Annotated in this window: 16 protein-coding genes and 2 pseudogenes; 13 read left to right on the top strand and 5 right to left on the bottom strand. The window is 38.0% G+C overall.

Annotated elements, in window-relative coordinates:
- Positions 1 to 193 precede the first annotated feature (193 nt).
- The gene (locus AC058W_RS08090) at positions 194 to 400 is read left to right on the top strand and encodes a hypothetical protein (protein ID WP_117846127.1); all 207 of its coding nucleotides are present in this window, start codon (positions 194 to 196) and stop codon (positions 398 to 400) included.
- Positions 401 to 455: 55 nt separating this feature from the next.
- Here the strand turns inward: AC058W_RS08090 and AC058W_RS08085 are convergent, their stop codons facing one another.
- Positions 456 to 1337 carry a LysR family transcriptional regulator gene (locus AC058W_RS08085; protein ID WP_117846128.1) on the bottom strand — a complete coding sequence of 294 codons (882 nt, stop codon included), beginning with the start codon at positions 1335 to 1337 and terminating at the stop codon, positions 456 to 458.
- Positions 1338 to 1489: 152 nt separating this feature from the next.
- On the opposite strand from AC058W_RS08085, the gene AC058W_RS08080 reads away from it, so the two are divergent.
- Both AC058W_RS08080 and AC058W_RS08075 read left to right on the top strand, forming a co-directional pair.
- Positions 1490 to 2011: a flavodoxin gene (locus tag AC058W_RS08080; protein WP_117846129.1), complete on the top strand. Its 522-nt coding sequence runs from the start codon at positions 1490 to 1492 to the stop codon at positions 2009 to 2011.
- Positions 2012 to 2029: 18 nt separating this feature from the next.
- Entirely contained in the window at positions 2030 to 2863 is an 834-nt protein-coding gene (locus AC058W_RS08075; protein ID WP_117846130.1) for an SDR family oxidoreductase, read from the top strand.
- 65 nt (positions 2864 to 2928) lie between these two features.
- Here the strand turns inward: AC058W_RS08075 and AC058W_RS08070 are convergent, their stop codons facing one another.
- The gene (locus AC058W_RS08070) at positions 2929 to 3165 is read right to left on the bottom strand and encodes a DUF6061 family protein (protein WP_117846131.1); all 237 of its coding nucleotides are present in this window, start codon (positions 3163 to 3165) and stop codon (positions 2929 to 2931) included.
- Between the two features lie 401 nt (positions 3166 to 3566).
- Between AC058W_RS08070 and AC058W_RS08065 the strand changes: the two genes are divergently transcribed.
- From AC058W_RS08065 to AC058W_RS08045, 5 genes and pseudogenes are all read left to right on the top strand, one after another.
- Positions 3567 to 4076, top strand: coding sequence for a helix-turn-helix domain-containing protein (locus tag AC058W_RS08065; protein ID WP_117677438.1), 510 nt, complete (start codon positions 3567 to 3569; stop codon positions 4074 to 4076).
- Positions 4077 to 4176: 100 nt separating this feature from the next.
- Positions 4177 to 4413 (top strand): annotated as a pseudogene (locus AC058W_RS08060) (adenylyltransferase); the annotation flags it as partial.
- A gap of 97 nt (positions 4414 to 4510) precedes the next feature.
- The gene (locus tag AC058W_RS08055; protein ID WP_117677437.1) at positions 4511 to 4942 is read left to right on the top strand and encodes a M67 family metallopeptidase; all 432 of its coding nucleotides are present in this window, start codon (positions 4511 to 4513) and stop codon (positions 4940 to 4942) included.
- A gap of 250 nt (positions 4943 to 5192) precedes the next feature.
- Positions 5193 to 6134 (top strand): DMT family transporter, encoded by a 942-nt coding sequence (locus tag AC058W_RS08050; protein WP_173684715.1) that lies wholly within the window; start codon positions 5193 to 5195, stop codon positions 6132 to 6134.
- A 2-nt stretch (positions 6135 to 6136) separates the two neighbouring features.
- Positions 6137 to 6892, top strand: a complete 756-nt coding sequence (locus tag AC058W_RS08045) for an 8-oxo-dGTP diphosphatase (protein WP_117677435.1) — start codon at positions 6137 to 6139, stop codon at positions 6890 to 6892.
- 103 nt (positions 6893 to 6995) lie between these two features.
- Here the strand turns inward: AC058W_RS08045 and AC058W_RS08040 are convergent, their stop codons facing one another.
- Positions 6996 to 7349 carry a helix-turn-helix domain-containing protein gene (locus AC058W_RS08040; RefSeq protein ID WP_117677434.1) on the bottom strand — a complete coding sequence of 118 codons (354 nt, stop codon included), beginning with the start codon at positions 7347 to 7349 and terminating at the stop codon, positions 6996 to 6998.
- 138 nt (positions 7350 to 7487) lie between these two features.
- Between AC058W_RS08040 and AC058W_RS08035 the strand changes: the two genes are divergently transcribed.
- The 5 genes and pseudogenes from AC058W_RS08035 to AC058W_RS08015 all read left to right on the top strand — a co-directional run bounded on the left by AC058W_RS08035 (position 7488) and on the right by AC058W_RS08015 (position 12259).
- The gene (locus tag AC058W_RS08035) at positions 7488 to 8174 is read left to right on the top strand and encodes a PIN domain-containing protein (RefSeq protein WP_117677433.1); all 687 of its coding nucleotides are present in this window, start codon (positions 7488 to 7490) and stop codon (positions 8172 to 8174) included.
- A gap of 436 nt (positions 8175 to 8610) precedes the next feature.
- Complete coding sequence (locus AC058W_RS08030; protein WP_226824752.1) at positions 8611 to 10092, top strand: ATP-binding protein; 1482 nt, start codon at positions 8611 to 8613, stop codon at positions 10090 to 10092.
- Between the two features lie 32 nt (positions 10093 to 10124).
- Positions 10125 to 10910, top strand: coding sequence for a hypothetical protein (locus AC058W_RS08025; protein WP_479389941.1), 786 nt, complete (start codon positions 10125 to 10127; stop codon positions 10908 to 10910).
- A complete protein-coding gene (locus tag AC058W_RS08020) occupies positions 10888 to 11214 on the top strand; it encodes a hypothetical protein (RefSeq protein ID WP_479389940.1) in 327 nt (108 codons plus the stop codon). Before AC058W_RS08025 ends, AC058W_RS08020 begins: the two co-directional genes overlap by 23 nt.
- A 143-nt stretch (positions 11215 to 11357) precedes the next feature.
- Positions 11358 to 12259: pseudogene (locus tag AC058W_RS08015) on the top strand (DegV family protein).
- Between the two features lie 130 nt (positions 12260 to 12389).
- Here AC058W_RS08015 and AC058W_RS08010 read toward each other — a convergent pair.
- Both AC058W_RS08010 and AC058W_RS08005 read right to left on the bottom strand, forming a co-directional pair.
- On the bottom strand, positions 12390 to 13235 hold the full coding sequence (locus AC058W_RS08010; RefSeq protein ID WP_479389939.1) for a GH39 family glycosyl hydrolase: 846 nt from the start codon (positions 13233 to 13235) through the stop codon (positions 12390 to 12392).
- A gap of 20 nt (positions 13236 to 13255) precedes the next feature.
- The coding region (locus AC058W_RS08005; RefSeq protein ID WP_479389938.1) for a helix-turn-helix transcriptional regulator at positions 13256 to 14147 on the bottom strand (892 nt) is incomplete at its 5' end.

Below are 14147 nucleotides of genomic sequence, written 5' to 3'. Positions count from 1 at the left end.
CTTCTAATTTGTCTGATTCATAAACAATTTAATAACAGACTTACAAGCACTTTAGCCACAACAGGTTAAGGTGCTTTTTTCATGTCATAAAAGGAGGTGGTTGAAGCACAACACATCGGGGAAAGCCCGATTAATCATTACAACAGGCATTGCCTGATAATCATATAGTAACAAATAACAAGGACAGAGAGGAATGTATATATTCCATTCGGAAATCAGCCGGATTGGAATGTGTACATTCCTTTCTGGCTTTTCCTGTCTGTCACAAATCAATGAAAAAGCCAAGATTCATTCTCATGAACCCAAAGGAGCGAAGATAAAGGGCAGTAACATCTATGTGCTCTATATCGGAATCCGATGCTATGCGAAAGACTGGATGAAAGAACGAGAATATTATTAAAAAAAGACGGACAGCCATCAAAAACAAGGCTGTCTGTTTTGTGTATGGAATTATATTAAAATTTCGTTTTCAACATTTTGGCAAAATCCTCAATGTAATATCCGGAATTATCCTTTCGCCAGAATGCACAGTATGTCTTTCTGACAGGCTCGCTATTTCTGACGAGAGGAATCCTGTTGATAGTAGAATCAAACCATGCCTGTTCACCAATTACATCAACCGGCATATACCCCTGTCCGGTAATGATTTTAAGCCTTGCTTCCTGAATAGAATCAGAAAAAAGATAGTCACCTTTTATTCCAACAATATCTTCATAATAGGATTGTTCTTCCCACTGTCCGGCTGGATTCATGACAAGGATGCAGGGAATATTTTTCAGTTCGGCGATTTCTACCACTTCCAATCGGCTCAGAGGATTATGGTTGGAAATTTCTATGTACATACGGCTTTCTGAGAGAATTTCATTATTATATAGGTCTGAGAATGCCCGCCTCTGATCATTTAGAACCAGATCAACCTTGTCAGTTTCCAATGCCCTATATAACTCTTCATGGCTTCCAACCATGATACTTACTTCAACAGTCGGGTATTTTGAAGAAAACTCTGCTACTGCTTCTGAAAGTTCATTACCATGATAGCCTTTATAATAGCCAACACGAAGAATTGCATGACCGTTATCCGCAATTCTTTTTGTTTCTCTTTTTATCTGTTCGATATCGTTGATAAGGATGAGGCATTTTCTGTAAAAGTGCTCTCCTGCGGTTGTCAGTGAAAAGGTCCTGTTATGCCTGTCAAGAAGTTTTACCCCAAGTTCCTTCTCCAGTTTTTTTATCTGTTGGGAAATAGCTGATTGGGAAACATTACATTTTTCAGCAGCTTGATAAAAGTTCCCGGTCTCGATGACAGCCTGAAAATATTCAATCTGTCTAAACAACATAATTATGTACCTCCTTGCTTATTTTGAGGAATGTATTTCAAAATAAATCATATAACGATTAGTGAAAATAATCAATATGATAAGTATTAAGATTTGATTGAACATTTGAAGTGAATTATACTAAGGGCAATTTAAGACAGGAGGAAAAGATAATGGCAAAAAACCTGATTATTTATTACTCTCGAAAGGGAGAAAATTATGTCAATGGGCGAATTGAAAGTTTACAGAAAGGCAATACAGAAATTTGTGCGGAATACATCCGGAAATCTGTCGGTGGAGACCTTTTTGAAATTCAGACAGTAAATGATTATTCCAAAGATTATCATAAATGTACAGAAGAAGCTGCACAGGAAGTAAAAGTCAATGCACGACCGGAGCTGACGCAATATCTGGACAATGTAGATTCCTATGACAATGTGTTTGTCTGCGGACCTTGCTGGTGGGGAACCTTCCCGATGCCCGTTTTTTCTCAAATGGAACGACTTGATTTTACCGGTAAAAAAGTAATGGTTCTTATGACACACGAAGGAAGCGGACTGGGAAGCAGCGAACGTGACTTAAGAAAAATTTGTAAGGGTGCGACATTTGGAATAGGAATGGCAGTACACGGTGCAGACTCGGAAAAATCTGAAAAAGCGGTTACGGCGTGGGCAAAGAAAAATGTAGCCGAATAAAAAAGGAGATTGGGTATTATGAGTAAGGAAGTAATGATTGTAACCGGTGCAGGGCAAATTTCAATGGCAATTACAAGACGCATAGGCTATGGAAAGAAAATAGTAATGGGCGATAAAAAGCTAGAAAATGCACAGGAAATTGCCAAAGTTATGAATGACGCAGGATTTGATGTTGAGCCGATGAAAATGGATTTATCTTCCAGAGAATCCATTTTAAATCTGATTGCAAAAGCGAAAGAATATGGTGAGATTAAGATGCTGGTAAATGGAGCCGGTGTATCACCATCTCAGGCTCCGATTGAAGCAATCCTAAAGGTAGACCTTTATGGAACGGCGGTACTTCTGGAAGAAGTAGGAAAGGTCATCGAAAAAGGAGGCGTAGGTGTTACCATCTCAAGTCAGTCTGGCTGGAGAATGCCACAGCTGACTGCTGAGCAGGATGCACAGCTTGCCACAACACCGACAGAGGAACTTTTAAGCCTTGAGATTTTACAGCCGGAGAATATCAGGGACACACTTCATGCATATCAGCTGGCAAAACGTTGCAATGAAAAGCGTGTAATGGCACAGTCGGTAGAGTGGGGAAAGAGGGGGGCACGGATTAACGACATTGCACCCGGAATTATTGTAACACCGCTGGCAGTTGATGAATTTAACGGACCTCGTGGTGACTTTTATAAAAATATGTTCGCCAAATGCCCGGCAGGAAGACCTGGAACAGCAGACGAAGTTGCAAATGTAGCAGAACTTCTGATGAGTGACAGAGGAGCATTTATTACAGGATCTACATTCCTTGTTGATGGAGGAGCGACAGCAAGTTACTACTATGGTCCATTAAAGCCGGAAATGTAAATATATAAATCGTGAAAAAGATCGACCATCTCAGCATAGTGAGTAAGATAGTCGGTCTTTTAATATTATACCTCCAATGAATCTTCAGCATCTACCCACATCTGCAAATTTTCATAAAGATATAGTCTTGCATATTCAAGTGGTTCATTAATTGCAAGTGCGTTCAATGCACAGTCTGAATCAGGAGTAGTTTTCAAGTTCTTTTCCGCTTCCCAGCAGTCAATGTGGAGCATATAGTCGGCACTGATATAAACATCAATGCTGTTGCACTTTGGGTTATATTCTGCAAATATTGTTCTCATCGTATTCCATCTCCTTATCATTCAATCAATCATTAGTTGTAAAAATTAAGAAGCATTTCAATCAGTTCACCATGTCACTTCCATTTCATGTTATAATGTGTTATCAGATTTTTTTGCCCTTGCATTTTCCCTTATCAGAGTTCGTAAACAATGATGGGACGATATAACACAAGGGAAACAATAATGGAAAGCTCACCTGCGACAAATCCAGTGTTTTCAAGGGTTTACAGAGAAGTTAATAACAAAATACAACAGTTATTAAATTTCTTAAAACAGGTGAAATCACAATCGGGATTTGTCTGCGAAAAGCCCATAAATAAGCGGATGTTAATATGTATTGCTTGTGGCAACGGCTCTTTTGAATATAGAATTGAGCTATCAAAAACAAGGAGGCAGAGATTATGCTAAATGAAAATATCAAAAGAATTAGAAAGTCAAAAGGGCTGTCGCAAGAAGAACTGGCAATTAAACTGAACGTAGTAAGACAGACAGTATCAAAATGGGAGAATGGTTTGTCAGTTCCAGATTCCGGTATGCTGATTATTTTGGCGAATGAACTGGATACTACTGTAAGTGAATTACTTGGAGAACCTATAGCAGAACCGACTATCGATGATTTAAAGATTCTTTCTGAAAAATTGGAAGTTATTAATTTGCAGCTTGCAAAAAGAAGTATAACAAAGGTAAAAACGATTCGATGGATTCTTATTTCATTGTGTGCGGTTATAGTGGTAATATTTATCGCACTTGCATCTACGAATAGTTTTTATTTGGATTGGAATTACAATGATCCTGAGTTGGCAGTGGCAGGAACAATACTGCATGGGTTTGAATTCTTGTTTGTAAGACTCGCACCGATTGTTTTTTGGACTTCGGTGGTTGGAATTGTGGTGACATATAAGAAAAGATAAATTCCAGTTTGTGAAATTCAAAAATTTAACATAATATATAGCAAGAATTCTCTTTCCTCACTTAAATGAAAAACTAAATTCCAGCTGTGTCTTATCTCACGGTTCTTTACAGGCAATGGAAGCAATCAAATATCTGATCGGTGTAGGTGATCTTCTGACAGGATATCTTCTGACTTATGATGCGCTGACAATGGAATTCCGTAAAATTAAACTGCCGAAAGATACTCATAACTGTGCAGTATGCGGCAATCATCCGACAATCCTGGAGCCAATCGATTACGAGCAGGAAGTCTGTGAGGAGACTGCAGGTCGTTTTGCGACAAGAGATGAACAGTAAATAGATCAAGTTCCAACCTACTACTTATCATTTTTTGTAATTGAAACAGGGGACTTACTTGACTCGGTTAAGAACCAGGCATAAACGGGAGAGAAATATGGCGATAATAAGAATGAGAGATCATCTCTATGATGAGATTGTTAATTATGCAAAAGAACATCTTCCGGAAGAAGCCTGCGGACTTCTGGCCGGTGCTGAGACCGAAGAGGGAAGAGAAATCAAAAAAGTATATTTCCTGGAAAATAAAGATCATGCCGAAGACCACTTTACTCTGGACCCAAGAGATCAGATGAATGCGATCAAAGATATGCGTGCCAATGGTCTGAAACCGCTGGGAAACTGGCATTCCCATCCGTCGTCTCCATCCCGCCCGTCCGTGGAAGATATTCGTCTTGCCTTTGACTCAAAAGCAAGTTACCTGATCCTGTCACTGATAGCAGACTATCCGGTGTTGAACAGTTTTCATATCGAAAACGGAGAATGGACGAAAGAGGATCTGAGGATTTATTCTGAGGAATATTATTTTTAAAGATTTACAGATTGGATTACAGAAGCAGAAATGTTTGAAGCGAGTTTATTCGTGGAGAGCATTTCTGCTTTTTAATTCAAATAAATCAATAAGTTTTCTGCATTAATTGTGAAAAGTAATAGATAGGGATTGGCTTGTAGCAGGATGAGTAAGTGGTAAAGCAGGGAGTTTCAAAAACCATTAACAACGGGTCAAAAATCTATGATACAATAGAAAAAGTGAAAAACAAATGAAAAGAGAGAAAACAAAAATGACACAAAAACAAAACACATTAACAAAAACCGGAATCGTAGCACTCCTTGCATGTATTTGCTGTATCCTATGGGGTAGCGCAATTCCGGTAATTAAAACAGGCTATCGCCTGATGCAGGTAGATTCCGCAGATACTGCAAGCCAGATTGTCTTTGCGGGAGTTCGTTTTACACTGGCGGGAATCCTGGTACTGATCTTTGCATCAATCAGAGAAAAGAAAGTGATGATCCCAGATAAAGAGATTCTGAAATATGCAGTTCCAGTATGTCTGGCACAGACAGTTGGACAATATTTCTTCTTTTATATAGGTGTTGCACATACATCAGGAGTAAAAGGCGGCATTATCACTGGACTTGGAAATTTTATCGCAATTCTGATGTCCTGTCTGATCTTTCGTAATGAACGAATGACAGGCAGAAAAATAGCAGGATGCGTTCTGGGATTTGCCGGAGTTGTTGTGATCAATCTGATGGGAAATTCCCTGGATATGGGATTTAAGCTGACTGGTGAGGGATTTATTCTGATTGCGCAGTTATCTTATGGAATTTCCACGGTCCTGATCAATCTATTTTCCAGAACAGTATCTCCAGTAGTGCTGAGTGGAACGCAGTTTGCGATGGGAGGAATCGTTCTGACGCTGATCGGAGTGGGAATGGGCGGACATCTCGGAAATGTTACTGTAGGAGGTGTGGCAATTATATTTTATCTGGCAATGGTTTCTGCAGTGGCCTATACACTTTGGTCTGTACTGCTTGCATGGAATGATGTTTCGAAAGTTGCAATCTTTGGATTTGTCAATCCGTTGTGCAGTGTGATTCTGTCTGCTCTGATACTTGGTGAGGTGAAGCAGGCATTCAATATTGGAAGCCTGATAGCTCTGCTCCTGGTTTGCGCGGGAATTTATATTGTTAATTGCAAAGAAAATAAGAGGAAAATTTAATAATGTCACAAAAGAATCATGAAATAACAGATGGACGATTAGTACAGACGGATAAGAAATATTCCCATTTAAAACTGAAACAGAAAGAAAAAATTGCAGAATGGATGTTTCAGGAAACAAGAGATTTTTATACTAAAAAATATACATTTCCAAATGACAAACAACTGTCAGAAGTAGTAGATAAAGTATATGAAAAAATTGAAGAAGCTGGAATATGGGTTCCTTATGGAGAGGTCTTGAAGCATTACAAATCAAAAAGATCTAATGTTAACAAGCGGGTTAAAAGATTATTTAATGAAAAAGGGGAAAACTATATAGATCAGGCTTGCTTCATGAATATGTGCATGATCTGCGACAATGCAGGAAATGTCCTGGCACTGGACAAAGTAAACGACAGCTACACCGGAACAACCTTCCCCGGCGGACATGTGGAGAAGAACGAAATATTTAACGATTCCGTAATCCGCGAAGTCTGGGAAGAAACCGGATTAAAAATAGAAAACCCGAAGCTGCGAGGGGTATATCATTGGCATAGAAATGGCATTCATAATGTACTTTTTCTCTACAAAGCAGAGAAATTTTCCGGTGAATTAAAAAGTTCTGAAGAGGGAAAAGTATACTGGATTCCATTAGAAGAACTGAAAAAACGCGAATTGGCTACAGGGATGGAATATGTACTGGAAATTATGGAATCTGATCAGGTCAATGAATGCTATATGAAACGGGAAACGCAAGGGTATGTAGGAACGTTGTATTAACGTCGGAGAAAGTTCGGAGAAAACGTCGGAGAAAACGTCGGAGAAAACGTCGGAGAAAACGTCGGAGAAACACCCGAAAATTAGCTGTAATATAATTAACAGACTAATTTTCAGGTGTTTTCTCTTTTTTGAGCAATTCTCTGGCGTAGATAGTCAGCCGGTTGCTTAGTTCAGCATCTTTCTTCATAATTTCTACCAAAGCATATAGATCCGGAGATTCTGAACGTGAAATAATAATATAATCACAATCCATATCATCCGAAACTCCATACAGAAAATCCACATTGCAGTGAAAAACCTGCGCAATATAGCATACAGACTGATAAGATGGTTCGCGCTCGCCTTTTTCATAACGACCATAAGTCATTGCAGAAATATTGAGTCTGCGGGCAGCTTCAGCCTTGCTGATATTTAAAGATTCTCTTAATTGTGTCAATCGTTCAGGATAAAATTTCATTGGATTCACCTCTTGAAAATAACCATTGGTTATGATATCGTAGAAGAAAATGTAACCTATGGTTATTATACGAATACATAATAAATAAGGCAAGAAAAATGTGGGAAATACACTGGTAATAATTATGGAGGAAGTCAGATGGCAGCGATACTGGTTGATTATGAGAACGTGAATGGATCAAACGGATTAAAAGGGGCGGATGCATTATGTGCTGATGATACCCTGATTATTTTCTACAGTAATTGTTGTGGGAAAATAAGGTGCGATTATCTGCAGGACATCAAAGACAGTGGATGTGAATTTAGAGTAGTAAAATTAAAAGGAAGCGGAAAGAATGCACTTGATTTTTATATCGCTGCGGAGTGCGGGATAATCAGTGAACGTGGTGAGAAAAAGATTGGAATCATAAGCAACGACAAAGGATTCCAAGCGGTGATAGATTTCTTTTGTGTAAATAGAGATGCCGCGAAACCTCAGGTTGTGAAAGCCGGAAATATAGAGAATGCATTTACACTTTTCAATTCCTCTCGCGACATCTGGCGAAGAAAGATGCTCCAGAATAGGATGTCAACACTTGATCTGGCAGCAGAATGTGCAAGGATTGAAGAGCGTAATAAAATGCGAAAAGAATTAGAAGGAATCCTTGAGGGAACGGAATATGAGGAGAGAACTGCGGAGATTATAGATTTTATGGAGTCGAAAAAGCTTCAGGGAAAGAAAGAATTATATACAGGCTCCTTGCATTCTTTTGGACAAAAAGATGGAAGGGTGATTTATCATTTGATCAAAAATCATTTATCTGATATAGGTAGTAATAAAAAATGATATAATTCCTTAGTAAGGTAGGTAATGCATTATCAGGAGAGAAATAGATACAGACAGTATCCAGCTATGGAGCAGAAGTACGAAAACAGAGTATCTCAATCCGTAGGGCACTGGAGATCTACCGTCTGCAGTCAGCCTTCTTATGAGGCTGTGAGTTGAAATAATTCAATTTTGGCACAAAATACAGAAGAAATTCGTCAGCCTCTCTGCGAGGCTGTGAATTGAAATGGCAAAGAGGCAATAGCAGGTATACTTGCGATTGGTCAGTCTCTTTAAAAGCTTATGGGATGAATTTTGAGAATGATGATTTGAATTGCCTTGGCTATAAATAAAAAAGAAAATGGAAAATCTTATTTTACAAAAGAGATAGGAAATTAGATATTGATTTCTTTACCGATTACTGTTTATAGTATTAAAAAACAGGAGGTTCTATATTATGATGGCAAAAGATGCATTATTTTCTGGTGAGTCTAAGAATATTGAATATAAGGTGGCACTGCCTGATAAAAGTGAAAAGTACATGAAAACAATAGTAGCTTTTGCTAATACACAGGGTGGAAAGTTGATTATAGGTGTTGATGACAGGACACATCAAATCGTTGGAGTAGAGAATGAAGTGCTATTTCAATTAATGGATGGAATAGCTAATGCGGTTTCAGATTCATGTGTGCCGCAGATTATCCCAGATATTGAACCACAAACTGTTAATGGTAAAACGGTTATTGTAGTAAGTGTGGAACCTGGTAAGAATCGTCCATATTATCTGAAATCAAAGGGAAAAGAGCAGGGCACTTATATACGTGTAGCTGGAACTTCCAGACTTGCATTTCCAGATAAAGTTAAAGAACTGGAAATGGAAGGAGCTCGAATATCATGGGATGAATTGACTTGCGTAGGATATCCTGTTACGGATGAAGCAACGGAGAAACTTTGTAAAGACATTGAAAGTTTTAGAGAAAAAGCAGGAATGTCTGCAAACTCTGTGAAAAAAGAACAACTTATTAACTGGAAAATTTTAAAACAAAGTGATGGTCAGTTGTTGGCAACAAATGCGTATGCATTACTCACATCAGATTATTTTCCATTTTCAAAGACACAGTGTGCTGTGTTTAAGGGTGCGGACAGAGTTGTGTTTTTGGATAAACGAGAATTTACTGGACCTGTGTATAATCAGATAGAGGAAGCGGTAGATTTTGTGTTGAGGAATATCAGACTTGGCGCTACAATTGGCGGACTAGTACGTAAGGAAAAATATGAACTTCCACCTGAAGCTATCAGGGAAATGATTATTAATGCACATTGCCATCGGAATTTATTGGATGAATCCTGTATTCAGGTTGCGATATACGATGATCGTCTGGAAGTAACGTCGCCGGGAGGCTTATATAATGGATTGACTTATGAAGAGGTAATGAATGGACATTCAAAACTTAGAAATAAAGGTATTGCCAATGTCTTTAGCCAGATGGGACTTGTAGAGGCTTGGGGAAGTGGAATAAAAAGAATTTTTAACTGTGCAAGAGAATATGGACTTCCAGAGCCTAAAATTCAGGAATTTGATAATATGTTCCGAGTAGAATTGTTTAGAAATATTTCTTCAGGTCAGATAGAATCTAATTCTGTAAAGAAAACGGAATGGAATCAGAGAAAATGCGGAGAAAGTTCGGAGAAAGTTCGGAGAAAGTTCGGAGAAAGTTCGGAGAAAGTTCGGAAAAATGAATTAAATGATATTCAAAAGAAAATTATTAACATTCTTTCTATAGATGCTCGTCTACCGGCGGCAAAAATAGCAGAGGAATTATGCATTAGTAGTCGAAGTGTAGAAAAAAATATAAGAAAACTGAAAGAATATGGTATACTCGTTCGACATGGTTCGCCTAGAAATGGATATTGGGAAATTACACAGAAATATGAGTAAAATTAATACCATGGAAGGAATAAATAGAAACAATGAAACAAAAAGCAAATTACAGTTCTCAAATTTATGAATATTCATCCCGAACAAGAAACTTGACAGCAGAAACTGTCGGGGTGGTCAAAGGTGAAAAATATTTTCCTGTTTTTAATGAAAATTTGGTGTTCAAACCACTTACAAAGTCTAAGCCATTTTCTACTCCTCTGTTTGCTTATGCAGAAGTATTCTGGTCGTGGGTGATTAATGAGTATTTTGTTTCTGCTCCGCAGTATCAGCTTGCCATTTGCAAAGACTATGAGACGGAGACTGAGAAGTATTATGATTATGGAACTGTATGTCCGATGATCTACGGAAAAGGTGAACACCTGATGAATCTCTTGGAGTTCTTTCGGAAGTATCCGGGTGACAAAGTAAACATTAATGATTATGTAAATTATTGTCAGATGTTCTATGACTATACAGAGATACTGAACGCAGATTATTTCCAGACCCATCAGGAACTGGCGGAGGAGCTGGCGATTCAGATATTGATCTCGGTTCTGAAAGGTGATCAGAATTACCATTATGAGAACATTGCATTTATATGCAATGAGGCAGGCGAAATCCTGCGGCTGGCGCCGATGATCGATCATGAATTCTCCACGTATTTTATGTTCCCGGACAGTATGTCCAGGCATCTGTACTGGTTTGAGCAGTTGCAGAGATCTATTGCAGGAAATGAGGTACAGCCAGATGAGTATGCAGATTTTACGAATGAGGAAGAACGCAGACTTATGGAAAAGAGTGCTACTTGTTTGCATGGGAAATCTGGTTTATATTAAGGAACATTATCCGAAAGTAACCAAGCTGTTTCTGGAAAAACTGGACAAATTGGAAGCAGACCTTAGAGAAAATAAAGAAATGTTTTACATCCAGAAGAGCCAGAACTATCCGAATCATGCAAATTCCAATGCTTACCTGGCCGGTAAAGCCAGATATAAAGAACATGATGAAGAGAAAACTGCAATTTATGAAGCTGAGTATGGAGGAAGCGGAAAAGAGATACATTTTGATATCATAAACAGCCAGATTGTTTATGAAGTAAAGAAAACCATACAGCAGATGAAAACAATACTGATATCTTAAAAAAGTATAAAATCTGTAGTAATGCCTGCATCAATCCAGATTCTTGTGCTATAATGTTTCTCGTTTATTTAAAAAGGAAAAATTATGTTTTAAAGGAATGCGGATGTTTTTATCCGTATCACATGAATCAGGAGAGGTATATTATGCAAAAGAAAGTTCAGATCGTCAGCGATGGCTCGCTGGATCTTCCACAGGAACTTACGAGAGAAAAAGATATTGAAGTCGTTCCCTTTTATGTGTCTTTTGACAGTGAGACATATAAGAAAGAAGTAGTAGAAATCGGAATCCGGGATTTTTATCAGGAGATGGTGGATCATCCGGATGTATTTCCAAAATCATCTATGCCGTCAGTAGATGATTTTTATCATGCATTTGAGAAGAGTGCGAAAGAGAATATTCCGGTTATCTGTATTTGTATTACAAAGAAATTCAGTGGTTCTCTGCAGTCTGCAACAGTGGCAAAAGGGATGATTGAAGAGAAATATCCGCAGGCAAAGATTACAGTAATTGATTCTACAATAAATACAGTTCTTCAGGGACTTTTTGTGCTGGAAGCATGCAGACTGCGTGATATGGGAATGGATTATGAAGAAATCATTGAAAAGATTCTTCCAATCCGTGAGACCGGACGTATTCTTTTTACAGTTGGAAGTATTGACTATCTGCAGCATGGCGGAAGAATCGGAAAGCTTGCAGGAATTGCAGCAGGTGCACTTGGAATCAAACCGATGATTACACTAAAAGAAGGCGAAATCTTCAGTTCCGGTTTAGCCAGAGGACGTGTCAGATCCATGAAGAAAGTCGTAGAGCATGAGCCAGAGAATATTTGGATGAAGTTAATGCAAAACCGGGAGAATACAGTTTCTGTATTGGTTATGGATACGATTATGAAGAAGCAGTGAAGTTCCGTGAAATGCTGAAAAATCTGGTGAAAGAACGCCTTGGAATTGAAAAAATCGGAATCTATCAGATTGGAGCAACGATTGGAGTTCACACAGGCCCGTATCCGATTGGAATTGGGATTATTAAACATGCAGTTGACTAAAATTGCAATTGTATTATTGAAAATGAAACGATTAAAGAGCTTATTCTGGAAGAAATAATTCTTACCAGAATAAGCTGGATTTGAAATATAGTTTTTTATAATGTAGCACGTGTAAAATAACGATAATGTATTAATCAATCTGTATAAACATCACCTCATGCTCTTGTAATAATTCCTGTATAATAAGAGTCTTATTTTCTGCAAGGATAGTTTCGTTTTTTCTATGAGGAATACTGCACCGTTTCAGATAGGAAATTTCGTTTAAGGTCAGTTGTAGATCTGTTCCCAGATGTCTCCATTCATCAAGGATACTGCCAGATTCTGGACCAAAAATCTGCTTACGGACATGATAGTCTCGGTTTTGTACTCCCTGAAGAGTGAGGGTGATTTCCAAAGCATCATGATTACTGAAAATCTTTTGATCATCATTCATCTCAATCGTAGATTCATCTCTTGAATAGTATTCATAATTCAATGATTTATTATTAAAAAGAATAATAGCAAAGTGATCAAGACCATTCTTTGTAACAATGTAATGACTGCCTCGTTCAACCAGATAATTGTATAATTGTTTGAAGAAAAGTAATGCATAATAAGGTGGCTTACAAAATCCGTCTGAACTGATCAGACCACATGCTCCGTTCAGAATTCGCTTTGCATCAAAATCTCCGGCAAAGATATCACTTGCATGCCAGTAACAAACATAGTCTACTTCGCCAAGTGAATCTGTCATCTGTTTTATCATAATTGCTGCTTTGGCAGCCATATCATTAAATGAATTCCTTTGTATAAAACTAAGATTCCATTCCATTACAACAATGGGACATTCAGGAAAATGGACTTCCTCCAGAACAGAATGGATATAAGCAAGATCATCAGAAAAGAAGGTATCAATATTTTGCCGTATGGCATTCATTTTTGTAGGCTGTTCTGCTTCGCGGTAAGGAAAAGAATTTATAGTTATAAAATCTGGCATATGTTTTGCATTTTGTCCATTCACGGTAGAAGTTTACGATACTGGTCTTTATGCAGGGAGGGACTGGAGCCGACGCCGCCTACAGGAGCATTTGGGATTATTTTTCGTACAGTTTCAAAAAAATTGTCCCATATGTCTACAAAATTTCCAGGAATACCGATTAAGGTTTGTTTATAGACATAATACCAAATCATAAACTTCCAGTTTGATACTTCTTTTAGACCGTATCTATTGATGACATGCATAAGAATTTTTTCAACGATACTATTAAATTGTTGCGAATCAGAAAAGATACGGATAATGGATATTTCCTGAATTTCGCTTAATTTTTTCAGCATTTTCAGGATTTGATTATCGAAGACAATCAAGGGGCATATTCCGTTTTCAACAAGGGAATCTAAAATATAGTCCAAATTAACAAAATTTAACTGATCTAGCTGCTCCTGATTAATGAGACCAAATTCAGGGGAGAAAAGTCCATTAATACATCCATATTCAAAATCAAGATTACGTTTTAAAAATTGAATCTGCCGTTGAAATGTTCCAGAAAGAAGTCGGGATGCAAAACCAAGATATAGCATAGTTCCCCAGGGATTATGGATTTCCTTACCTCTGGTACAGTCAATAACAGCTGACTGAAGCCTTATTTTCTGCTCCTTGACTACAACCATCCGGGTTTTGGAACGATATTTATTCAGCATGGCGGAAATTTGAGATGGATTCTGTACATCTGGATTATCTTTTCGAATTGCCTCCTGTTGACGGTATTCACTTGGGGAAAGATTATAATTTTGTCTGAAAATTTTATTAAATTGAGAAGCAGTTGAAAACCCATTGTTAAGTGCGATATTGGAAACCGGCATCTGACTTCCAGTCAGATCAGAAACAGCGTGCTGAAGGCGGACTTTTGTA

The organism is Blautia sp. CGZ-1-C1, assembly GCF_056504575.1.
Note: the sequence above shows the minus strand (reverse complement) of the source record. Positions and strands in the feature narration are given on the sequence as shown.

Coding starts and splice junctions, on each gene's coding strand:
- AC058W_RS08040 (WP_117677434.1), bottom strand. CDS start 7,349: ATGAAATTTTATCCTGAACGATTGACACAATTAAGAGAATCTTTAAAT.
- AC058W_RS08070 (WP_117846131.1), bottom strand. CDS start 3,165: ATGAGAACAATATTTGCAGAATATAACCCAAAGTGCAACAGCATTGAT.
- AC058W_RS08045 (WP_117677435.1), top strand. CDS start 6,137: ATGTCACAAAAGAATCATGAAATAACAGATGGACGATTAGTACAGACG.
- AC058W_RS08020 (WP_479389940.1), top strand. CDS start 10,888: ATGGGAAATCTGGTTTATATTAAGGAACATTATCCGAAAGTAACCAAG.
- AC058W_RS08025 (WP_479389941.1), top strand. CDS start 10,125: ATGAAACAAAAAGCAAATTACAGTTCTCAAATTTATGAATATTCATCC.
- AC058W_RS08075 (WP_117846130.1), top strand. CDS start 2,030: ATGAGTAAGGAAGTAATGATTGTAACCGGTGCAGGGCAAATTTCAATG.
- AC058W_RS08030 (WP_226824752.1), top strand. CDS start 8,611: ATGATGGCAAAAGATGCATTATTTTCTGGTGAGTCTAAGAATATTGAA.
- AC058W_RS08065 (WP_117677438.1), top strand. CDS start 3,567: ATGCTAAATGAAAATATCAAAAGAATTAGAAAGTCAAAAGGGCTGTCG.
- AC058W_RS08010 (WP_479389939.1), bottom strand. CDS start 13,235: ATGCCAGATTTTATAACTATAAATTCTTTTCCTTACCGCGAAGCAGAA.
- AC058W_RS08050 (WP_173684715.1), top strand. CDS start 5,193: ATGACACAAAAACAAAACACATTAACAAAAACCGGAATCGTAGCACTC.
- AC058W_RS08080 (WP_117846129.1), top strand. CDS start 1,490: ATGGCAAAAAACCTGATTATTTATTACTCTCGAAAGGGAGAAAATTAT.
- AC058W_RS08090 (WP_117846127.1), top strand. CDS start 194: ATGTATATATTCCATTCGGAAATCAGCCGGATTGGAATGTGTACATTC.
- AC058W_RS08085 (WP_117846128.1), bottom strand. CDS start 1,337: ATGTTGTTTAGACAGATTGAATATTTTCAGGCTGTCATCGAGACCGGG.
- AC058W_RS08055 (WP_117677437.1), top strand. CDS start 4,511: ATGGCGATAATAAGAATGAGAGATCATCTCTATGATGAGATTGTTAAT.
- AC058W_RS08035 (WP_117677433.1), top strand. CDS start 7,488: ATGGCAGCGATACTGGTTGATTATGAGAACGTGAATGGATCAAACGGA.